Raw genomic sequence first — 21,055 nt, forward strand, 5'->3', positions numbered from 1 at the left:
GGCGCTGCCTACTTGATCCAGAGGCTTCCGTCCTGCCGGAAGCTTATGCCGCCCTCGGTCATTGCAGTCAGCCGCGTGTCCCAGTTGCCGGCTACGGGGAGGTCGGCGGTGCCTTCGTAGCGGCCGATGCCGGCAGGCATCAGAGTTGCCGCCTGATCGAACCTCTCGTTGATCGGATGCCGGAAACTGAGCGTCACGGTCCTCAGCGGGAGCGGTTTGCCCTCCTTGTCGGCGAGCACGGCGGAAACGGTGACCGAAATGCTGTCGGGTTTCGCGGAGTCGCGGATCACGGTCAGATCGGCGGACCAACCACGGGCCCGCTGTTCCGCCGCCTGATCGATCGCGATGTTGTAGCGCAGGCCCTCCTGATAGGAAGTCGCTGTCGTGAGGCCTGTCCAGCTGTCGAGCGCCACCACGATGAAGACCACGTTCACGCCGATCACGACGGCGAAGAAACCGAGCAGGGTGAAGAGCACATGCTTGCCGGTGAGCTTCGTCTGAGAATTCATCGTCGCGTCACTCATTTCTCTGGTCCCCTGAATATGGTGTCGTTGACCGCGCGGTTCCCGTCAACGAGATCGGTAACGACAAAGTCGAAGTCTTCCCGGCCATCCGGAACCGACTCTGCCGGAAGGGCAACGAAGACACGGAACTGGGCCAGCCGGTCCGCGGGCACTTCCAGGCCGCTCGTGCCTTCCTGTCCGACCACCGTGACCAGCGCATTTTCCAGACCTTCGACCGCAATCTTGAAACGGCGCACCTCGTGCTGCTTGTTCAGGATCTTGATTGTGTACCCGTTTCTCACCCCGCCGTCGGACAGGGGCACGAAGAGCGGATTGCGGTCGTGCAGAATATTGATGTCGAGCGTCGAGCGGGTCAGCAGCGCGCCGAGCATGATCAGGCCGACAATGGCGATCAGCGCGGAGTAGATCACGGTGCGCGCCCGGATCAGGCGCGGCCTCTGGGTCGGCTCTTTTGCCGCGCGCCGTTCGTGATTCACGTAGGTGTCGTAGGAGATCAGGTTCAGTGGCCGGTCGATCCGCGCCATCACGTCGTTGCAGGCGTCGATGCAGAGCGCGCAGTGGATGCATTCGAGCTGCTGCCCGTCCCGGATGTCGATGCCCATCGGGCAGACGGCGACACACTGGTTGCAGTCGATGCAATCGCCCCGGGTCGACCAGTCCTGGTTCTTCCGGAACGGCGCGCGCGGCTCGCCCCGGTCGTCCTTGTAGGAGACGATGAGAGATTCTTCGTCGACAAGTGCGCCCTGAATGCGCGGCCAGGGACACATGAAAGTGCAGACCTGCTCGCGCATCATGCCGCCGAAAATGTAGGTCGTGCCGGCAAGGATCGCGACCGTACTGTAGGCGACCAGCGGCGCCTGCAGGGTGAATACATCGACGAAAAGGGTGGGGGCGTCGGCGAAATAGAAGATCCAGGCGCCGCCCGTCGCCACACCGATCAGCAGCCAGAGCGCGTGTTTGGTGACCTTGCGCGCGACTTTATTGAAGGAGAGCGGAGACTTGTCGAGCCGGATGCGGGCGCTGCGGTCGCCTTCGACCAAACGTTCGACCCAGATGAAGAGATCGGTCCAAACGGTCTGCGGGCAGGTATAGCCGCACCAGACGCGTCCGGCGAGGCTGGTTACAAGGAAGAGGGCGAGGGCGGCGATGATCAGCAGCCCGGTCAGGTAGTAGACCTCTTCCGGCCAGATCTCGATGAAGAAGAAATAGAAACGCCGTGCCGGGAAATCGATCAGGATCGCCTGGTCAGGTGCGTTCGGGCCGCGATCCCAGCGGATCCAGGGAGCGAGGTAATAGACCGCGAGGGTCGCGGCCATGACCAGCCACTTGAGCTTGCGGAATGTCCCCGTGGCCCGCTTCGGATAGATCTTTACCCGGGCCTTGTAGAGGGACCGCTCCTCTTTCTTGTTGACCGCATCGACATCGATCTTCTCGACCTTTTCGCGAGGGGCGGTGGCTGGGCTCGAAACCTGGCTGGCCTGATCCATGGGTGACCTGTATTGGGCGTTTGCTGACAATGTCCCGGGTCGGTCCCTGCCCGGTGGAGGTTAGAGATCCTCCCGCCGGCGAACCGGCGGGAGGACGGAGGTCTATTCGCCGCCGCCGAGCGAATGAACGTAGACGGCAAGCTGCTTGATGGTTGCCTCGTCGAGACGATCGATCCAGGCCGGCATCACGCCGTAGCGGGAGTTGTTGACGGTCTCGCGGATCGTCTGCCTGTCTCCGCCGTAGAGCCAGATCGAGTCGGACAGGCGCGGAGCACCGGTGTCCTGGATCCCTTCACCATTCGGTCCGTGGCAGGCGGCACATTCGTTCTCGAAAATCCGCTCGCCGCTCTCGAGAAGGTCGGCGTTGTGCTCCTGACCCGAGAGCTTCAGAACGTATTCGACCACGGCCTCGATCTGCGGCCGTTCGAGCAGTCCGTCCCGGCCGAAGGCCGGCATCTCGCTGTAGCGGGAATCCTCATGCTCGTTCCGGATGCCGAAATTGATCGTATGCATGATCTCGTCCGGCTTGCCGCCCCAGATCCAGGCATCATCGTTCAGGTTCGGATAACCGACGAAGCCCTGTGCGCCCTGGCCGTGGCACTGGGAGCAGTTTACCGCGAAGGCGGAACGGCCGCCCGCGAGGGCGAAGTTGAGCAGTTCGCTGTCGCTCCGGATTTCTTCCAGGGAGGCGGCTTCGATCTTGCCGAGATAGGCGGACTGGGCCTCTTTCGCCTCGGCGATCCGATCCATGACCTCCTGACGGGAGGAATAGCCGAACACGCCCTCGGTATAGCTGGAGACCAGCGGCCAAGCGGGGTAGACGATCCAGTAGCCGATCGACCAGAGGACGGTGATGTAGAAGGTCCAGAGCCACCAGCGCGGGAGCGGGTTGTTCAGTTCCTTGATCCCGTCCCATTCGTGACCGGTTGTATCGACGCCGGTCACCGCGTCCTTTTCGACATTGTGAGCCACGGTCAATCCTCCTCAAGCGGCACGTGCGCGGCTTTCTTGAACTTGCTCCGGTTGCCCGGCCATAGCGCGTAGGCGACTGCGGCGACGAACATGACGACCAGGAACACGAGGCCCCAGGTCTGCGCGAAGGCGGAGACTGTCTGGTAATCCATCAATCCCTCCTATCGCAGGGCCGGATCCTGGGCGTAGAGGTCGAAATCGACCAGCGTACCCAGCATCTGGAGATAGGCGACGACCGCGTCCATCTCGGTGAGCCTGTCCGGGTTGCCGTCGAAGTCGCGGACCTGCGCCTTCGGATAGCGTTCCATGAACGCATCCACCTCGTCGGCATCCGGGTTGGTCTGGACGACCGCATCGAGAACCGCGTTCTCGATCATCTCGTCCGTGTAGGGCACCCCGACCCCGCGATTGGCTGCGAGATGGTCCGCCATGTCCTCGATCTTGAGCGTCCGCTCGGCAAGGAACGGATAGCCCGGCATGATCGATTCCGGCACCACCGAACGCGGATTGACCAGATGCGCCACGTGCCAGTCGTCGGAGTACCGGCCGCCGACCCGGGCGAGGTCCGGGCCGGTCCGCTTGGAGCCCCACTGGAACGGGTGGTCGTACATGCTCTCCGCGGCGAGGCTGTAGTGACCGTAGCGCTCGGCTTCGTCCCGGAACGGTCGCACCATCTGGCTGTGGCAGTTGTAGCAGCCCTCGCGGATGTAGATGTTCCGGCCCGCAAGCTCGAGCGGGGTGTAGGGACGCATGCCCTTTACCTTCTCGATGGTGCTTTCCAGGTAGAAGAGCGGCGAGATCTCGACCAGGCCGCCGATGGCGACGGTGATCAGGATCCCGACACAGAGCAGGATCGAGTTCTTCTCGAAGACGGCGTGTTTATTAAGCAGAGACATCGATCATTCTCCCGCCGCGACGGCGCCCTGGGGTGCGCGTACCGGCGCGCCCACAAACGGAGCTTCATCGCGAAGATCGCCCCGCATGGTGCGGTAAAGGTTGTAGGCCATGACCAGGGAGCCGGCGACGAAGACGGCGCCGCCGAGAGCCCGGATCACATAGAAGGGATGCATGGCCTCGACGGTCTCGACGAAGGAATATTCGAGGAAACCGAGGCTGTCATAGGCCCGCCACATCAGACCCTGCAGGATGCCCGAAACCCACATCGAGGTGATGTACAGCACGATGCCGATGGTCGAGATCCAGAAGTGCCAGCCGACGAGACGCAGCGAGTAGAGCCGCTCCCGGTTCCAGAGGATCGGAACCACGCAGTAGAGCGCGCCGAAGCTGACCATGCCGACCCAGCCCAAGGCACCGGAATGCACGTGGCCGACAGTCCAGTCGGTGTAGTGGCTGAGGCCGTTCACCGCCTTGATCGACATGACCGGACCTTCGAAGGTCGACATGCCGTAGAAGGCGACCGAGGTGACCAGCATGCGCAGGACCGGGTCCGTGCGGAGCTTGTCCCAGGCGCCCGAGAGCGTCATCAGGCCGTTGATCATCCCGCCCCAGGACGGCATCCAGAGCATGATCGAGAAGGTCATGCCGAGAGTCTGCGCCCAGTCCGGCAACGCCGTGTAGTGCAGATGGTGCGGACCGGCCCAGATGTAGAGGAAGATCAGCGCCCAGAAGTGGATGATCGAAAGCCTGTAGGAATAGACCGGACGCTCCGCCCGTTTCGGAATGTAGTAGTACATGATGGCGAGGAAGCCGGCGGTCAGGAAGAAGCCGACGGCGTTATGGCCGTACCACCACTGGGTCAACGCATCCTGCACCCCGGCGAAGGCGGAATAGCTCTTCGCGCCGGCAAGGGAAACCGGCAGGGCGAGGTTGTTGACGATGTGCAGCATCGCGATGGTGATGATGAAGGCGAGGTAGAACCAGTTCGCGACATAGATATGCGGCTCTTTCCGCTTCCAGAGGGTGCCGAGGAAGACCAGAAGATAGACCACCCAGACGATGGTCAGCCAGAGATCGACGTACCATTCCGGCTCCGCGTATTCCTTGCTCTGGGTGATGCCGAGCACGTAGCCGGTGGCGGCCAGCACGATGAAGAGCTGGTAGCCCCAGAACACGAACCAGGAGGCGAGACCACCGGCAAGGCGGGCTTTGCAGGTCCGTTGCACCACGTGGAACGAGGTCATGATCAGGATATTGCCGCCGAAGGCGAAGATCACCGCCGAGGTGTGCAGCGGGCGCAGACGGCCGAAATTCGTCCAGGGAAGGTCGAAGTTCAGGACCGGAAAGGCCAGTTGCAACGCGATCACGAGACCGACGGTGAAGCCGATCACGCCCCAGAAGGTCGAGGCGATGGCTCCGGCGCGAATCACCCCGTCCATGTAACCGACATCATCGTCGGCCGTCGGGACCGCCCGCGTCTCGGCCAAATCGTAGTGGCGCTTGACCAGAACGAAACAGCCGAGGGTGAAAAAGGCAAAGAATAAGAAGGCGTGAAAACCCATTTCCGGGCTCGGCGCTTTCGCCATCCAGAGCAGGCTGACGATGGCACCGAGGGCGAAGAGAACGCCCATGGTCCATGCGCCGCCGGTCTGGCGGTTTGCGGTTAGTGTGCTGTTCATGTCTTCCCTCGCGATACTGAACACACTCGAGTGACCATCCCCCCTCCGGGAACAGCCTTGACCCGTAGGCTAGAAGTATTGACCGATGCGCACATTGATGCAGGTCAAATTCTAGCAGCACCTGAGACAGAAACTCAGGGTCTCTCATGAGAGGCATGACCGGCATGTGGCGGGAGCGCGCAGCGACATTGCGCCGCAATATGCCGGTGCTGCGTTTGCGAAGTGATCAGATGGCGCCTGAATGGCGCCCCTTGCCTGTCGTAAGGTAAGCGTCGAACAGTGCGGCGACCACGCGGATATAGGGGCGTCCTTCCGGCGTCATGTCGATCCGATTGCCATCCCAGGCAAGCAGACCGTCATCTCGCATTTCGCCAAGCGCGGCGGCGTTGAGCGAGAGATCCTCCACATTTGCGCCATGTTCGGCGCAGGTTTCCTCCAGATCCACGCGTTCGTCGCACATCAGCTTTTCGATGATTCGGCGGCGCAGCCTGTCCGACTCGCCCAGTTCTATTCCCCGTGCCACGGCAAAGCCGGTGTCCCGCACGCTGCTCTCGTAGAGACGGGCGTCCGGAATGTTCTGGATGTAGCCCCGGGGCAGGGCGCCGATGGAGGATGCTCCGAAACCGATGAGGGCGCTCGCATCGTCGGTCGTGTAACCCTGGAAATTGCGCCGCAGCGTTCCTGCGGCGGCCGCGATCGCCATCGGATCTTCCGGGCGCGCGAAATGATCGAGACCGATCCGCACGTATCCCGCCGCCTGAATCCGGCGGGCCATGAGATCCGCTTGCTCCCGGCGCTTCGAGGGTCCGGGCAGGGCGTTCTCCGGAATCAGTTTCTGATGTCTGCGCATCCAGGGTACGTGGGCATAGCCAAATACGGCAATACGGCTCGGCTTCAGACTTAGGGCGAGCAGTACGCTCTCTTCGGCATCCTCGGCGCTCTGGTGTGGCAGGCCGTACATGAGGTCGAAGTTGAGATCGCCGATCCCGGCGGCCCGGAGTGCCCCGACGCGCTGCTCGACCAGTTCGAACGGCTGCTCGCGATTGATGCTTTTCTGGACCAGGGGGGTAAAGTCCTGCAGCCCCAGGCTCGCACGGTTGATGCCTGAGCGGGCATAGGCATCGATCTGGCTGTCGTCGAGTGTCCGCGGATCGAGCTCTATCGCAAGCTCGGCATCGTCCGCGAAGGGGAAGTGGCGCCTCAGGAGCGACATCAGGGAAAAGAAATCGGCCGCATTCAGACGGTTGGGCGATCCGCCGCCCCAGTGCAGATGACGCACTGGACCCGGTGTCCGCAGGTGCCGGGACGCAGTCGTGATCTCACGTTCGAGAATGCGCGCATATTCGGCAACCGGCCCGTAATTGCGTGCGACCTGGGTGGCGCAACCGCAATACCAGCAAAGGACCTCGCAGAAGGGTACATGGAGATAGAGCGAGAGCGGATCGCTCGGCGTTAGCTCGGACAGCCACTGCTTGTAGTCGTCCACGCCAACCGCATCGCTGAAATGCGGGGCCGTGGGATAACTCGTGTAGCGCGGGACGTTACGTCCGCCGTATTTCTGCAACAGTCCGAATTCGCAGACCCTCCGTGGGGTTTGCCTACGCAACATGTTCATCTGAGTTCACCAGGTGTCGGGACGCTTCGGCGTCGGTTCAGACGCTTATTTCCTGTCTGGCGGGAAAGCTGTCATTTGCCGGTTCCCGCTCTTTCTGCATGTCGACGATCTCTTGCCGCAAGGCCTCGAACTGGGCCTCGTGCTGGCCTCCGAAGATCGGGTCTGCACGGTCGGACAGCCGGTCGTCCAGATCGTCCCAGTCTTCCGCCGTCAGCACCCGGAGTGCGGTCGGGAAGAACATGCTCTCTTCCATGCGGATATGGCGCCGTTGGGATTCGATGAATTCAAGCGCCGCATCGGCGAACTGCTTGCGGGTCACGATCCCGGTGCCGAGGACGCTCGCGAGAGCGCCGGCAAAGGCCTTGATGTAGGCTTCGCAGGCTTCGTGTTCTTCTTCTAGGTGGCCGATTTCATCCGCCGCGGTGGCGTTGCGTGCAAGAATTTTCGCGTAGATCTGGTTCTCTCGCGCATGGTGGAATTCGGTCGGATAGGTAAGGAAATAGTCGACGATCTCGGAGACAAGCTCGTAATCCGGCTCACCCGTCAGATGCGCGTCTTTCACTTGCTTCTCGAGAATCGACAGCAGCACATCGTGCTGCTCATGGTCCTTCTGCAGGATTTCAAGAATTCTCGGCATGGCGACCATCCCTGTTGCGGTCTTTGTCTGCACGAGCGTATGAGGTGCGGTCCGTTTTGGCCTTGATGTATGTCAATCGTCGGCGGTCAGCCCCGCCAAGACGGTTCTCAGAGTGCTCTCCGGTGGGCCGGACGCATCGATCGCGGTCCAGCTGCGGAGCGGCCCATGGCCTTGCGCGACCTGCTTCCGCATCACGCTCTCGGTGGCGTCCGACGCATCCCCGTGGCGATGGGCAATCCGGCTTGCCATGGCGTTGGGCGGCACATCGAGCCAGAAGCCGTCGAACCGGATGTCGAGCAATCGCGCGAGCGTCTGCATCGCCTCCCGATCTTCCGGACGGTCGTTGACGGCGTCCATGATGACCGGATATCCGGCCTTGAGAACCGTCTCGGCCCGTTCGAGCATCAGGGCATAGACACGGGCACTGACGTCGGAACGGTAGGCTTCCGCCGGCAGCGGCGCGGTCGGGGCGGAGCCATAGAGCCTCTTGCGAATGACGTCGCTGCGGAGATGAACGGCGCCGGGTGCGGGCTGCAGGCGGGCGGCGAGGGCGCCTGCCAGGGTCGATTTCCCCGAACCGGAAAATCCTCCCAATCCGATCAGGCGCGGTCTTATGTCGGTGATCTGCTCCATCGCTGCCGCGAGAGATCGTCGCGATTGGGCCAGAAGGGTGGCGCGCTCGGATTCCTCTTCCTGCGCTTCGGCCGCACTGACCATGATCTTCGCGCGAATGGCTGAGCGGGTTGAGAGGAACAGCGGCAAGCACGCAAGACCTTCGTAGGCGCCATCGACGAAATACCGGTTGAAAGCGCGGTTCGCCAGATCGGTACGTTCCCGGACGATCAGATCGCTGAGGAAATAGGCCAGATCGTAAAGCACGTCGATGCAGGCGAAGAGCGAATTGAATTCGAGCCCGTCGAACAGCGTCGGCTCTCCGTCGATCAGGCAGATGTTCCTGAGATGGAGGTCGCCATGGCAATGCTTCGCCCACCCCTCGGCCACCCTGCGGTCGAGCAGAGGCGTCAGGCGCTTGAAAGTGGTCCAGACATCGCGGGCATACGTTGCGACACTCTCGGGCGCAAAATGCTTCGGCTGGGCCCCGAATTCCTCGAAGTTCTCCTCGAGGACCGCATGCATCCCGGCCGAACCCGCTCCGGGCGCCTGATCCGCGGAAAGACTGTCGGCGCTGTCGTGAAAGGCGCGGATCCGGTCGGCCGTCCGTTCGATCAGGGCCGGCGTCAGCGTCCCGTTCTCCGCCATGCGGGCGAGCAGGGCATCTTTGGAAAACCGCCGCATTTCGAGCACGACCTCCACGGTCTCGCCATCGCCGTCAAAGGTGAGCGTGCCTTCGGGCGTCCGGGTCAGGCGGCGGATACCGATATAGAGGTCGGGAGCAGTTCGCCGGTTGAGCTCGAGTTCCGCTTCGGTAAAGCGTCTTCGCCGTTCGAGACTGCCGTAGTCCATGTAGGGAAAGCACACCGCGCGCTTCAGTTTGTAGGCACGGTTCCCGGCGAGAAAGACGTGGCTGCCATGGGTCGCGATATGCTCGGGGTCGTCCCCGGGCATTGGATCGTAGCTGTCGCGGCGCGCAAGAAATTCCAAAGCCGCACTTTGGTCCTCGGTTTGTTCCATGGTTCGATAACTCGCAGAATCCGGACATTCTTCCTAGGGCATATTCGATCATGCCGATGCCTTGGGTCACGACCATGACATGCCTCAATCGTACCGGACGGAACATGGAGGAACAGGTGGGACGCGTTGAAATCGACAGTCGACGGACCGAGAACCCCGGAACCCCGACGAAGGACCTCGCGAGCTGGGCGGTAGCGGCTGGACCGGCGTCGATCAGCGGGACAGCGCATGCCTGGGCCGAGGATGCGATTCTTGACTGGTTTGCGGTCACGCTTGCCGGGAGCCGGGAACCGCTCAGCCTGATGCTCGCGGAAACCGGGCGGGAAGAGGGCCACGGTCCCGCTCGTCTCGTCGGGCACAGGGATGCGATCGGCCCGTTGAATGCCGCGCTGGTGAATGGCGCGGCCTCCCATGCGTTGGATTATGACGACGTCAATTCCCGGATGATGGGGCATCCGACCGTGCCGCTGGTCCCGGCATTGCTGGCAATCGCGGACACGATGACGGTTTCCGGACGGGATTTTCTCGATGCCTTCGTGGTCGGCTACGAGACGGAAATCCTCGCTGCCGAGATGATCGGCTACAGTCACTACGACAGGGGATGGCATACGACGGCCACGATCGGGACCCTCGGCGCGGCGGCAGCCTCGGCCCGCCTGCTCGGGCTCGACGGGGAGCAGGCGGCGCATGCGCTGGGCCTTGCCGTGGCGCAGGCGGCCGGCCTGAAGTCCATGTTCGGCACCATGTCGAAACCGTTCCAGGTCGGCAAGGCGGCCTCCAACGGTCTGCTGGCGGCGCGTCTCGCGCTGAAGGGCATGACGTCGCGCACCGACGCTCTCGAATGCGCGCAGGGCCTCGCTGCGACACAGTCGGACGGTTTCACGCCGATCGAGATCTCGCCCGGGGGCAACAGTTCCTTTGCGGTCGAGGGAAACCTCTTCAAATATCATGCCGCCTGCTATCTCACGCACTCACCGATCGAGGCGGCGCGTGAGCTGCGCCAGGAACGCGGCATCGCGCCCGATGCCATCGAGCGCCTGACGATCGAGGTGAACAAGAACGCGCTGACGGTCTGCAACATCGAGCGGCCGGAGACGGGCCTGCAGATCAAGTTCAGCCTGCGGCATACCGTTGCCATGGCCTTGAACGGGCTCGATACCGCCGATCTTGGAGCCTACACCGACGAACTCGCTCTGGATGACGGATTGCGGGACCTCGGGCGACGCACTGTCGTGGTCGGTATCGAAGCCGATAGCCGCACAATGGGGCGGGTCCGGGCGGAGCTGAAGGACGGCACGGTGGTCGAGGAGTACCGCGATGTCGGTGTGCCCGCCGCCGACCAGCCGGCGCAGCGCAAACGCCTGCTGGAGAAGTACAGGATTCTCGGCGCGCCGATCATCGGAATGGCGCGGGCAGAGGACCTGGCGGACGGGATCCTCAATCTGGCGGAAGCGGATGATGCAAGTGTGCTGACGGCACTGGCGCAGCCGGAATAACGCGGATCAGGCGGCGCCGTAGGCGATGTTCGCGAGTGTGCGGATGTTCGGAATGATGACGACGGTCGGGCGAGGCAACTGAATGATCCCGCCCTTCTTGAAGGTCGACATGATGCGGCTGATGGTTTCCGGCTGCATGCCGAGGTGATCGGCGATCCGTTCGCGTCGCATGTTCAGCTTCAGTTCGACGCCGCGCTTCGTCTGCCTCCCGGTGCGCCCGGCCAGGTCCACCAGAAATCCGGCGAGCCGTTCCGCCGCAGAGGACCGGGCAAGGGTCAGCATTCGGGTCTGGTCCCGGGCCACTTCGTCCTTCGCCGCACAATAGAGGGATTCCATCAGTTCGGCCGGATGAGAGGTGGCCTCAGCCACGGAATTGACGAAAATGACGCAGATATCGGAGGGCTTTACGGCTTCATAAAATTCCCGGATCTCGCCCATGCTGTCGTTCGAGAGCGGCCACGCGATTTCTCCGTCCGTCTTGAAGGCGGAAACATGACGCCGCCCGTCGCCAAGAACGTGTTCCTGCATCAGCATTCCGGAAGCGACCCTGAACAGAGTGTCTGGCTGATAGCCGGACACCTCGATCCTCTCGCCGGGACGGGCCGAAATCTGACGGATGGCGCCGGCGCATCTCTTCAACCCCGCATCTCCGAGCGAATTTCTGATCGGACAGTCCCGGTCCTCGCACCCGGTACAGGGCAGCTTGCCTGCCGGCTTATCGTTCAACGCAGCAATCATGTTCATCGCCAGTTCGCTTTCCCATTGCGATCGCATTCCGGGAGACATGCAGGACAAGCATGCGCGCCGGGCGTCCGGCGCGCCTTGATGTAGGTCAATTCGATTGGCGGGATTTCAGTCGCGCGCGGCGAGGCGCATCTTGATCGGACCCCGGGCGCGGCCGTTGATCATCTGTTCGAGGAACGGATCGTCCGCACTTGCGACATCCCCGCGTCTGCCGGACCATTTGATCACGCCGTCGAACAGCATGGCGACATTGTCGAACCGGCTGCGCGCCGCTCTCATGTCGCCGGTCACGACCAGCACGGTCGTGCCCTTGCCGGCTGTCTCCCGTTCGATCAGGGAGAGGATCGAGTTGGTAAGGATCGGGTCAAGGCCGGCGGTGGGATCGTCCAGAATCAGCAGTTCCGGATCGCCGATCATCGCCCGCGCGACGCCGACCCGCTTCTGCATCCCGCCAGAGAGTTCCACCGGGTAGAGATCGGCCATGTCCTCTCCCAGACCGACCTCGGCCATGCGGACGAGGGCGCGCTCGCGGGCCTCCTTGCGGGGAACCTTCTCGTGATTGAGCGGCCGGAAAGCGACATTCTCCCAGATCCGCAAACTGTCGAAGAGGGCGTTCTGCTGAAACAGCATACCGGCCCGCGCCTGGAAATCGGTCCAGCCGTCAGAGTCGAGCCGGTGCAGTTCCTGGTCGCCGTATTTCATGCTGCCACAGTCGATCGGGAGGAGACCGAGCAGGCATTTCAGCAGCACCGACTTTCCGGTGGCCGACGGGCCGATCAGAACGGTAGACTCGCCGGCCGGAACGGTCAGCGAGACCGAGCGCAAGACCTCCTTGTCGCCGAAACCCTTCGCCAGCCCCTCGATCGTGATGGCCTGCGCGGCGCCTGATCCCATTCCCTGCTGCTCCCCTCAGCGGGCGGCGCGAAGATCCCGTGTCCGGTCCTCGTCGATCTGCCCGTCCTCGTCGACGGCAACACCATAGACCGAGCGTGCGGCGTCGGGGGATACAAAACCGAGCACGACGTCTCGCGCGACATCAGCCGGGTCGCGCTCGAAGGCGTTTCCGAGACCGCCGCCGCCGGGCATGGAGACGATCAGACGGTCATCGCCGGAAATGGACTGCCGCCCCTTGGCGTTCAGTCGGTCGCCCTTCTTCCGGCGCTCGATGACCCCGGCGGTGCCGTCGCCGCCGCCGTTGCGGCCCCGGGGCGGGTAGGTCACGCGGTCGAACATGCAGTTAATGGCGAACGGCGCGTGCTGGGAGTGGGAGATCTCCATCACCTGCCCGACGCCGCCGCGGAACCGGCCGGCGCCGCCGCTGTCCTCGCGGTACTCCTTGCGCCAGATCAGCAGCGGGGCGATGGTCTCGTTGACCTCGATCGGGGTGTTGCGCACGCCGGAGGGGAAGGCCGTTGCGTTGAGACCGTCCTTGTCCGGGCGCGCGCCGGTGCCGCCGGCATGGAAGGTGTTGATGGCAAACGGCGTCGCGTCGCCGTAATCCTCGTCGGTCAGGCCGTGGCCGCCGAGCAGGACCGGGTTCCAGAGGCAGGAAGTACCTTCCGCCGGGACCCGTTCCGGAATCACCTGGTTGAGGCAGCCGAGCACCACGTCGGGCAGCATCTGGCCGATCACGTGCCGCGCGGTGACCGCACACGGATGCGGCGCGTTGAGAATGCTGCCCTCGGGCGCGGTGACGATCACCGGAGCGAGGGACCCGGCATTGTTCGGGACCGCACCGCCGATGACGCAGCGCACGCCGAAGCTGGCATAGGCCTGGGTGTAGGTGAGCGGGACGTTGATGCCGTAGGTCGAGACCCCTGAGGTGCCGGAGAAATCGACCGCGATCTCCTCGTCGCGGATGGTCAGCGCAGCGACCAGATCGATCGGGCGCTCATAGCCGTCAATCCGCATGGAGTTGTGATATGTGCCGTTCGGCAGTTCGCGGATTTCCGTCGCCATGCCGGCGCGGGCGCTCTCGATCACGTAGTCGGCAAGCGGACCGAGATCCTCGAGTGCGAACTCTTTCATCATGTCGAGCAGACGCTGGCCGCCGACATCGTTGCAGGCCGCGAGCGAATAGAGATCGCCCTCGACCTCGATCGGGTTACGCACGTTGGTGCGGATGATCTCCAGCACCGGCTCGGAGAATTCTCCGTCCTCCGCGAGCCGCATGATCGGGATGTTGATGCCTTCCTCGTAGATCTGCCGCCCGTCCGGGCCGAACCCCTTGCCGCCGACATCGACCACATGGGTGGTGCAGGCGAAGAGGGCGACGATCTCGTTGCCGCGGAAGGTCGGTGTTACAACGGTGAAATCGTTCAGGTGGCCGGTGCCGAGCCAGGGATCGTTGGTGACGAACACGTCGCCCGGCTTCATCGAGGAAAGCGGATATTTCTTCAGGAAGAACCCGACGGAGGCCGCCATGGCGTTGACGTGGCCGGGTGTCCCGGTCACCGCCTGCGCCAGCATGCGTCCCTTGATGTCGTAGACGCCGGCGGAGATGTCGCCGGCCTCGCGGGCCGAGGTGCTGAAGGCGGTGCGGATCAGGGTCTGTGCCTGTTCCTCCACAACGGAAAGCAGACGGTTCCACTGGATCTGCATGCGGATCTGGTCGAGGGCGGAGGTTGTGCTCATGTTTCTGCTCCCTCAGGCCGCGTTCTTGCGGGTCAGGACGAGATAGCCGAGTTCGTTCACGGTCGCGTTGAACATCGAGGTCACCACCGTCGTGGTCTGGGTTTCGGTGATCAGTGCCGGGCCCGCAACGCTTGCGCCGACCGGCAGATCGTCACGCCAGTAGATCGCGGCGTCGGCATAGTCGCCCGTTGCGGGGTCGAACAGTTTGCGGCTGCCTGTCGGTTTCGCCGCACCGCCCCTCGGTGCCACCAGCTCGGTCTCAATTTCCGGGCTCGGCGCCGTCATGTTCAGGGTCCAACTCAGAATCTCCGGTTCCGGGCCCGGAATGATGCGGCCGTAGAGCCTCTTGTACTCGCTCTCGAAGGCAGCGCGAATCTCGTCGGCATGGCCCGCATTGAGCGCGCCGGCCGGAAGCTGGACGGCTATCTCGTGGCCCTGTCCGACATAGCGCATGAAGGCGGTGCGACCTTCCGTGAGTTCGGCGCCGGCGGCTCCGCTCTCCACGATGGCGCGCGCTTCGTCCGCCATTTCGCCGAGCAGCGCGTTGGCGGCGTCTGCGTCGAATGCGGACAGTTTCATGTAGCGCGAGCGGACGACCTCGTAGGAGATCGGTGCGCGCAAAAACCCGATGGCGGAACCGACGCCGGCGCCGGTCGGCACCACGACAGTCGGGATGTCGAGCTTCTCGGCAAGCCGCGCGGCGTGCAGCGGCGCGGCGCCGCCGAACGCGATCATTGCCCGGGCTGCGATGTCCTTGCCCCATTCGATGGCGTGGACGCGGGCCGCGTTGGCCATGTTCTCGTCGACGATTTCGCAGACGCCGAAAGCGGAGAGGGCCGGCGTCAGCCCCATTTTCTCGCCGATCTCGCTTTTCAGGGCCGCTTCGGCCCGGGAGGTATCGAGCCTCACGGAGCCGCCGGCAAAGCTTTCGGGGTCGATCTTGCCGAGGACCACGTCCGCGTCCGTCACGGCCGGCCGCGTGCCGCCCTGATCGTAGCAGGCCGGTCCCGGCTCGGCGCCGGCGCTTTCCGGACCGACGGCAATGCGGCCGAGCTTGTCGATCTTTGCGAGGGAGCCGCCGCCGGCTCCGATCTCGACCATCTCGATGGCGGGGATACGTACCGGCCAGCCGCTGCCCTTCATGTTGCGGTAGACCCGGGCGACCTCGAAGGTGCGGGTGGTCTGGGGCAGGAAGTCGTCGAGCAGGCAGATCTTCGCCGTGGTTCCTCCCATGTCGTAGGAAACGACGCTGGCGAGATTGCATTCGCGCGCAATCTCGCTGGCCAGAATAGCGCCGCCTGCCGGACCGGACTCGACCAGGCGGATCGGGAACCGCATCGCGGTGTCGAGCGTCGTGAGACCGCCGCCGGAGGTCATCAGAAGCACCGGACAGTCGAAGCCGCGCTTTTTCAGGTCGTCACGCAGGATTCCGAGATAGCGCGACATGATCGGCCGCACATAGGCGTTCGCGGAGGCGGTCGACTGGCGTTCATATTCGCGGATCTCGGGGCAGACCTCGCTCGAAAGGGTAATGCTGAGATCGGGGCGGGCCTTGCTCAGGATCTCCCCGACGCGCTGTTCGTGAGCGCCGTTGGCATAGGAATGAATGAGACCGACCGCGATCGAGCCGATTTCGTGCTTGTCGATCTGCGGCAGTAGCGCTTCGACGCTGCTCTCATCGAGCGGGATCAGAACCTCGCCCTTGAAGTTCAGGCGCTCACGGACCGCCCAGCGCAAGTTCCGCGGCACCAGCGGGTCCGGCCGGTCGATATTAATGTCGTACTGCTCGAAACGGTTCTCGAACGCCATCTCCACCGAGTCCCTGAGGCCCTCGGTGGTGATCAGCGCCGTCTTCGCGCCCTTGCGCTCGATCAGCGCGTTGGTCGCGAGCGTGGTGCCGTGGATCAGCAATCCGATATCGGCCGGGGACGCGTCGGCGATCTCGAGTGCCTTTTCGATTCCGCTCATTACCCCGCGTTCGGGCATCGATGGCGTTGTCAGCACTTTTGTCGTGTAGCGCTTGGCGCCGAATTCTAGAGCGACATCGGTAAAGGTGCCGCCAACATCAACCGCTAGGCGGCCACGCTTGCTGGTCTCGGACATGTCTAATCAATCTTTTGTGCAGAATGCGGCCTCGGAGCGAGACCGGGACCAATTGACCCCATCATTTCGCGAGCGTCAACGTTTGCGACGGATTCACAAACGAACCACATTCGTTGGCGAGGCTTTCAGCACCTCGGCGCAATATCTGCGCGCAGCCTCTTCCGCTTGGTCCGGATCTTCGTAGAGCGAGGTTGCGTGGGAGGAGTCAACCTGGCGTCCGTCTTGCCAGACCGACCAGGGGTACCGGACCCCTTCGGGGCTGGCCCAACATTCGATATAGATCTCGATCATCACTTCGAATCCAGAGTCGGCTGCCGGGAGGAGATTCGGAAGCGCCTGCATGGCAGGCGGTTGCCATACCGTAGGTCATTAAATCATCTCCTGAGGGCGGAAAGCGAGTACGGTTTTCCCGGACGCCGACACTTCAGGCATATCGGATTGAGGCGGCAGGTTTCTTTTCGGGGAGGCGGGATCGGGCGGCGCGGCGTTCACCGCTCATTCGGGAAGTGTCCGCAAGAAACGGGCGGAGAACTGAGCCGACGCCGAAGGCAGGGGGCCGTCTGTACCCTCGATCGCGGATTCGAGAAATGCCTGCGCGCTGTATTGCAGGTTGGCATAGATCCCGGCCGCCAGCTGGCGTGCCGTGCGACCGCTCCAGTTGTCGGGCATCAGTGCCGGCGGCAAACCGGGATCTTTCAGCAGAGTGCGGCGATAGGCATGGATCATCAGGATCCTGAGTGCGAACCCCTCATCGGGCGTCGGAGGCGCGTCGCCGGACTGAAGCTGCTCCAGCAGAGGTGAAAAACGTGTGATGAAGGCACGGTATTGCCGGTCGGTTTCGTCCAGTTTCCAGGCTTCGTGGCAGAGGGCGCGCAAGCTCCCGGCCGCGCTGTCGGAGGTGGCTTCGAAGAGGGCGACCCTGCCATTGAGGCCGAGCGCCGCGACGGTCTGTTTCGCGCGCTTCAGGTCGTTCCCGGCGCCAAGCAGCACATGGTGCCCAAGGCTTCCGAACCCGGCCCAGCCGAGCTCTTGCCGGAGGGCCTCCCTTGCGGTTCCATCGACCGCTCCCGTCAGAAGCGCGATTGTCCACGGACTGTCGCTTTCCGGCTCCTGTCGTGCGCCGAGCGGTGCGTAGATCTTGCGCTGCGCGGCGTCGAACTGCCGGCGTCCATTCGTTGTCAGTGTGTAGATGCTGCGCCGTCCGACCTGGCGCGGAGCCAGAACGCCCTCCTGGGTCAGACGGAAAACCGACGTTCTTACCAGTCGTTCGCCGACATCGAACAGAGCCATGAGCCTGATCAGATCGCCGAGCCAAGCTTCGCCGCCATTGGGCAGTATGGCGTCCCCGAACACCGTGACGATGAGTGATTTTGCCCGCGGCTTGAGGTCCTCGAGCAGATTCCGAACCAGGAACCGGGACGCCGGACGGCCTGCCGCCGTGCTCATCCATTTGCCCCGGTCGCAACCAGTTCCCCGCCGATGGTGCGGGAGCGGCCGCGGAAATGGGCGATGACGGTTCCGTCGGCTAGCGTGACCACGGTATCGTAGATCCCGGACCGTCCGCGGTGGAACGTCTCTTCGCAGGTTGCGATCAGCTCGTCACCCTCATGCGCCGGATTGACGAAGTCGATATCGCAGCTCTGTGCAACAGTGAGCGCATTGGCCGAATTGCAGGCGAAGGCAAAGGCGCTGTCCGCCAGCGTGAAGATCATCCCGCCGTGGCAGGTCTTGTGACCGTTCAACATTTCGGGACGCACCGTCATCCGGAGGCGCGCGAAGCCCGGGCCAACCCGTTCGAGCTTCATGCCGAAACCGCGGGTCGCCGGATCGTTCTCGTTAATCCAGTCGGCAACTTTGCGGGCGGTTTCCTCGGCGTCGTGCGCTTCGGCTCCGTTGGGCCGTCGATCGTTCATGAAATCCTGCCTTTCGGTCAATATGATACAATATTGTCTGGACTGAGGAACTGGTTTGTATCATTTAAGGGGTGCTGTTCGGCAACGTCCGAGTTAAGCGAGGAAACGCAATGGTGCAAAGCCAGATTACGGGCTCCGCCCAGGATGCAGATGCCGCCGCTCATTTCCAGTCGAAGGTCGAGCGCGAAATCAAGATCGAGCCGCGCGACTGGATGCCGGAGGCGTACCGCAAGACCCTGGTACGTCAAATCTCGCAACATGCGCATTCCGAGATCGTCGGTATGTTGCCCGAAGGGATCTGGGTGACGCGGGCGCCGTCGCTCCGCCGCAAGGTTCAGCTTCTCGCCAAGATCCAGGACGAGGGCGGTCACGGGCTCTATCTCTACAGTGCGGCGGAGACCCTCGGCACCAGCCGTGAGGAAATGATCGATGCCCTGCATGAGGGGCGCGCCAAATATTCCAACATCTTCAATTACCCGGTGCTGTCCTGGGCGGATATCGGCGCCATCGGATGGCTCGTCGACGGCGCGGCGATCATCAACCAGATTGCGCTATGCCGCTGTTCCTACGGGCCCTATGCCCGCGCCATGGAGCGGATCTGCCGCGAGGAGAGTTTCCACCAGCGCCAGGGCTACGAGATCATGATGTCGATGGCCTTCGGCACCAGGGAGCAGAAGCGGATGGCGCAGAGCGCGCTGGATCGCTGGTGGTGGCCGTCACTCATGATGTTCGGGCCGAGCGACCGCGAGTCGGCGCATTCCTCGCAGTCCATGCAGTGGAAGATCAAGCGGGTCTCGAACGACGACCTGCGCCAGCAGTTCATCGACATGACGGTGCCGCAGGCGGACTATCTGGGCCTGAAGATGCCGGATCCGGACCTGAAGTGGAACAAGGCGCGCGGGCATTACGATTTCGGCGAGATCGACTGGGCGGAACTGAAGCGCGTGGTCTCGGGCGGAGGTCCCTGCAACAAGGAGCGTATGGCAGCGCGCCTCAAGGCGCACGAGGACGGCGCCTGGGTGCGTGACGCGGCGGCCGCCTATGGTGCGAAGCAGCGCCAGCGCAAGGAAGCGGCGAAGATCGCCGCCGAATGATTCTTCTGGGAGAGAGACAATGACCGCGGGGCATGACTGGCCGCTCTGGGAAGTCTTCATACGGGCCCGCGAGGGTCTCAGCCACAAGCATGTCGGCTCGTTGCATGCAAGCGACGCCGAGATGGCGCTGCAGCATGCCCGCGACGTCTATACCCGGCGACGCGAGGGCGAGAGCATCTGGGTGGTCCTGTCCACCGACATCGTCGCCTCGGCGCCGGCGGACAAGGAAAGCCTGTTCGACCCGGCGGATTCGAAGATCTATCGCCATCCGACCTTTTACGATGTGCCTGACGAGGTCGAATGCCTCTGACCGGCCGCTCCCGGAGCCCGCGACATGACCGTTGAAGCACAGCGCGAAGCCCTGTTCGAATATCTTCTGAGGCTTGGCGACAATGCTCTGATCCTGGGCCACCGCCTCTCCGAATGGTGCGGCAAGGGGCCGGTGCTTGAGGAGGACATCGCGCTCTCGAACATCGCTCTGGATCTTGTCGGCCAGTCCACGCTCTGGCTCGAATTCGCCGCGACGGTGGAAGGCGGCGTGCGCGACGCCGACGCGCTCGCCTTCAAGCGCGACGTGCTGGACTGGCGCAATTTCCTGCTGGTGGAGCAGCCGAACGGCGATTTCGCGCACACCATCGTGCGACAGTTCCTGTTCGACTGCTTCCACGTAGAGCTGTTGCAGGCGCTGAGCAAATCCGCCAACCACGAGATCGCGGGTATCGCCGCCAAGGCGCTGAAAGAGGCGCTCTATCACCGCCGGCACAGTGGCCAGTGGGTGATCCGGCTCGGCGACGGGACGGAAGAGAGCCACGCCCGGTCGCAGACCGCGCTTGACGCTCTCTGGGGCTATACGCGGGAGCTCTTCGAAGGCGACGCCGTCGACGAGATGATGATGCAGGCCGGAATTGCCCCGGACCCGGGAGATTTCGAGGAAAACTGGAAGCACGCTGTCGGGGCCGTGCTCGCCGAAGCAACGCTGACGGTTCCGGAAGGAACCTGGTCGATCGGCGGCGGCAAGAACGGAATTCACTCCGAGCATCTGGGATTTCTGCTTGCAGAGATGCAGTTCCTGCCACGCGCCTATCCGGATGCGCAATGGTAGGGGCGGATGATGCAGCCATATTCCGCCGCCACCCCCGCTGAAGAATCGAGGCTCTGGGCCGCCCTCGAGGAGGTTTCGGACCCGGAGATCCCGGTGCTGTCCGTCGTCGATCTCGGGGTGATTCGCGATATTTCTGTCGACGGTCGTGCCGCTACGGTCATCATTACACCGACCTATTCCGGTTGCCCTGCCATGTCCTACATCGAGATGATGGTGCGCGACGCCGTGCTGAAGGCCGGATTCCAGGAGGTCGAGGTCAAGACCGTTCTGGCGCCGGCCTGGACCACCGACTGGCTGAGCGAGGCGGGTCGGGAAAAGCTGCGCTCGATCGGCATCGCGCCGCCGGCCGAGATATCGACCTCGAAGCAATCCCTGCTCGGCTTCGATCCGGTGGTTGCTTGTCCGCGCTGCGGTTCTGAACAGACCGAGGTCATCAGCCAGTTCGGGTCCACGGCCTGCAAGGCGCTCTACCGCTGCACCGACTGCGCGGAGCCGTTCGATTATTTCAAGTGCATCTAGCAGGAGA

21 protein-coding genes are annotated in these 21,055 nt (G+C 63.3%); 5 read left to right on the forward strand and 16 right to left on the reverse strand.

Annotated features, from left to right (window positions below; genetic code table 11):
* Nucleotides 1-8 precede the first annotated feature (8 nt).
* The 9 genes from ACOOE1_RS02780 to ACOOE1_RS02820 all read right to left on the reverse strand — a co-directional run bounded on the left by ACOOE1_RS02780 (nucleotide 9) and on the right by ACOOE1_RS02820 (nucleotide 9,443).
* The gene (locus ACOOE1_RS02780) at nucleotides 9-524 is read right to left on the reverse strand and encodes a FixH family protein (RefSeq protein WP_420404823.1); all 516 of its coding nucleotides are present in this window, start codon (nucleotides 522-524) and stop codon (nucleotides 9-11) included.
* On the reverse strand, nucleotides 521-2,011 hold the full coding sequence (gene ccoG / locus ACOOE1_RS02785) for a cytochrome c oxidase accessory protein CcoG (RefSeq protein WP_420404824.1): 1,491 nt from the start codon (nucleotides 2,009-2,011) through the stop codon (nucleotides 521-523). Before ccoG ends, ACOOE1_RS02780 begins: the two co-directional genes overlap by 4 nt.
* A gap of 102 nt (nucleotides 2,012-2,113) precedes the next feature.
* Nucleotides 2,114-2,983, reverse strand: coding sequence for a cytochrome-c oxidase, cbb3-type subunit III (gene ccoP / locus ACOOE1_RS02790; RefSeq protein ID WP_420404825.1), 870 nt, complete (start codon nucleotides 2,981-2,983; stop codon nucleotides 2,114-2,116).
* 2 nt (nucleotides 2,984-2,985) lie between these two features.
* Nucleotides 2,986-3,135: a cbb3-type cytochrome c oxidase subunit 3 gene (locus ACOOE1_RS02795; RefSeq protein ID WP_420404826.1), complete on the reverse strand. Its 150-nt coding sequence runs from the start codon at nucleotides 3,133-3,135 to the stop codon at nucleotides 2,986-2,988.
* Nucleotides 3,136-3,144: 9 nt separating this feature from the next.
* Complete coding sequence (gene ccoO / locus ACOOE1_RS02800; RefSeq protein ID WP_420404827.1) at nucleotides 3,145-3,879, reverse strand: cytochrome-c oxidase, cbb3-type subunit II; 735 nt, start codon at nucleotides 3,877-3,879, stop codon at nucleotides 3,145-3,147.
* A 3-nt stretch (nucleotides 3,880-3,882) separates the two neighbouring features.
* Entirely contained in the window at nucleotides 3,883-5,319 is a 1,437-nt protein-coding gene (gene ccoN, locus ACOOE1_RS02805) for a cytochrome-c oxidase, cbb3-type subunit I (RefSeq protein WP_420406399.1), read from the reverse strand.
* Between the two features lie 466 nt (nucleotides 5,320-5,785).
* Nucleotides 5,786-7,123, reverse strand: coding sequence for an oxygen-independent coproporphyrinogen III oxidase (gene hemN / locus ACOOE1_RS02810; protein WP_420404828.1), 1,338 nt, complete (start codon nucleotides 7,121-7,123; stop codon nucleotides 5,786-5,788).
* A gap of 88 nt (nucleotides 7,124-7,211) precedes the next feature.
* Nucleotides 7,212-7,811, reverse strand: a complete 600-nt coding sequence (locus ACOOE1_RS02815; RefSeq protein WP_420404829.1) for a hemerythrin domain-containing protein — start codon at nucleotides 7,809-7,811, stop codon at nucleotides 7,212-7,214.
* Between the two features lie 72 nt (nucleotides 7,812-7,883).
* Nucleotides 7,884-9,443, reverse strand: coding sequence for an AAA family ATPase (locus tag ACOOE1_RS02820; RefSeq protein ID WP_420404830.1), 1,560 nt, complete (start codon nucleotides 9,441-9,443; stop codon nucleotides 7,884-7,886).
* A gap of 116 nt (nucleotides 9,444-9,559) precedes the next feature.
* Between ACOOE1_RS02820 and ACOOE1_RS02825 the strand changes: the two genes are divergently transcribed.
* A complete protein-coding gene (locus tag ACOOE1_RS02825) occupies nucleotides 9,560-10,939 on the forward strand; it encodes an MmgE/PrpD family protein (RefSeq protein ID WP_420404831.1) in 1,380 nt (459 codons plus the stop codon).
* Between the two features lie 6 nt (nucleotides 10,940-10,945).
* On the opposite strand, the gene ACOOE1_RS02830 is transcribed toward ACOOE1_RS02825, so the two are convergent.
* From ACOOE1_RS02830 to paaI, 7 genes are all read right to left on the reverse strand, one after another.
* The gene (locus tag ACOOE1_RS02830) at nucleotides 10,946-11,683 is read right to left on the reverse strand and encodes a Crp/Fnr family transcriptional regulator (protein WP_420404832.1); all 738 of its coding nucleotides are present in this window, start codon (nucleotides 11,681-11,683) and stop codon (nucleotides 10,946-10,948) included.
* A gap of 108 nt (nucleotides 11,684-11,791) precedes the next feature.
* Nucleotides 11,792-12,577: an ABC transporter ATP-binding protein gene (locus tag ACOOE1_RS02835; RefSeq protein WP_420404833.1), complete on the reverse strand. Its 786-nt coding sequence runs from the start codon at nucleotides 12,575-12,577 to the stop codon at nucleotides 11,792-11,794.
* A gap of 15 nt (nucleotides 12,578-12,592) precedes the next feature.
* Complete coding sequence (locus ACOOE1_RS02840; protein ID WP_420404834.1) at nucleotides 12,593-14,317, reverse strand: hydantoinase B/oxoprolinase family protein; 1,725 nt, start codon at nucleotides 14,315-14,317, stop codon at nucleotides 12,593-12,595.
* A 12-nt stretch (nucleotides 14,318-14,329) separates the two neighbouring features.
* Nucleotides 14,330-16,420 (reverse strand): hydantoinase/oxoprolinase family protein, encoded by a 2,091-nt coding sequence (locus ACOOE1_RS02845; RefSeq protein WP_420404835.1) that lies wholly within the window; start codon nucleotides 16,418-16,420, stop codon nucleotides 14,330-14,332.
* 93 nt (nucleotides 16,421-16,513) lie between these two features.
* Nucleotides 16,514-16,711: a hypothetical protein gene (locus ACOOE1_RS02850; protein ID WP_420404836.1), complete on the reverse strand. Its 198-nt coding sequence runs from the start codon at nucleotides 16,709-16,711 to the stop codon at nucleotides 16,514-16,516.
* Nucleotides 16,712-16,915: 204 nt separating this feature from the next.
* The gene (locus ACOOE1_RS02855) at nucleotides 16,916-17,866 is read right to left on the reverse strand and encodes a PaaX family transcriptional regulator C-terminal domain-containing protein (protein WP_420404837.1); all 951 of its coding nucleotides are present in this window, start codon (nucleotides 17,864-17,866) and stop codon (nucleotides 16,916-16,918) included.
* On the reverse strand, nucleotides 17,863-18,333 hold the full coding sequence (gene paaI, locus ACOOE1_RS02860; RefSeq protein WP_420404838.1) for a hydroxyphenylacetyl-CoA thioesterase PaaI: 471 nt from the start codon (nucleotides 18,331-18,333) through the stop codon (nucleotides 17,863-17,865). Before paaI ends, ACOOE1_RS02855 begins: the two co-directional genes overlap by 4 nt.
* A 110-nt stretch (nucleotides 18,334-18,443) precedes the next feature.
* On the opposite strand from paaI, the gene paaA reads away from it, so the two are divergent.
* Genes paaA through paaD form a run of 4 tightly spaced genes read left to right on the forward strand, consistent with a single transcriptional unit; the run spans nucleotide 18,444 to nucleotide 21,048 of the window.
* Nucleotides 18,444-19,427 carry a 1,2-phenylacetyl-CoA epoxidase subunit PaaA gene (gene paaA / locus ACOOE1_RS02865; RefSeq protein WP_420404839.1) on the forward strand — a complete coding sequence of 328 codons (984 nt, stop codon included), beginning with the start codon at nucleotides 18,444-18,446 and terminating at the stop codon, nucleotides 19,425-19,427.
* A 19-nt stretch (nucleotides 19,428-19,446) separates the two neighbouring features.
* Nucleotides 19,447-19,737, forward strand: a complete 291-nt coding sequence (paaB, locus tag ACOOE1_RS02870; protein WP_420404840.1) for a 1,2-phenylacetyl-CoA epoxidase subunit PaaB — start codon at nucleotides 19,447-19,449, stop codon at nucleotides 19,735-19,737.
* 24 nt (nucleotides 19,738-19,761) lie between these two features.
* Nucleotides 19,762-20,529, forward strand: coding sequence for a 1,2-phenylacetyl-CoA epoxidase subunit PaaC (paaC, locus tag ACOOE1_RS02875; protein ID WP_420404841.1), 768 nt, complete (start codon nucleotides 19,762-19,764; stop codon nucleotides 20,527-20,529).
* 9 nt (nucleotides 20,530-20,538) lie between these two features.
* Entirely contained in the window at nucleotides 20,539-21,048 is a 510-nt protein-coding gene (paaD, locus tag ACOOE1_RS02880; RefSeq protein ID WP_420404842.1) for a 1,2-phenylacetyl-CoA epoxidase subunit PaaD, read from the forward strand.
* Nucleotides 21,049-21,055 lie beyond the last annotated feature (7 nt).

Origin of the sequence: Nisaea sp. (assembly GCF_965216895.1) — a bacterium.
Lineage (GTDB): Bacteria > Pseudomonadota > Alphaproteobacteria > Thalassobaculales > Thalassobaculaceae > Nisaea.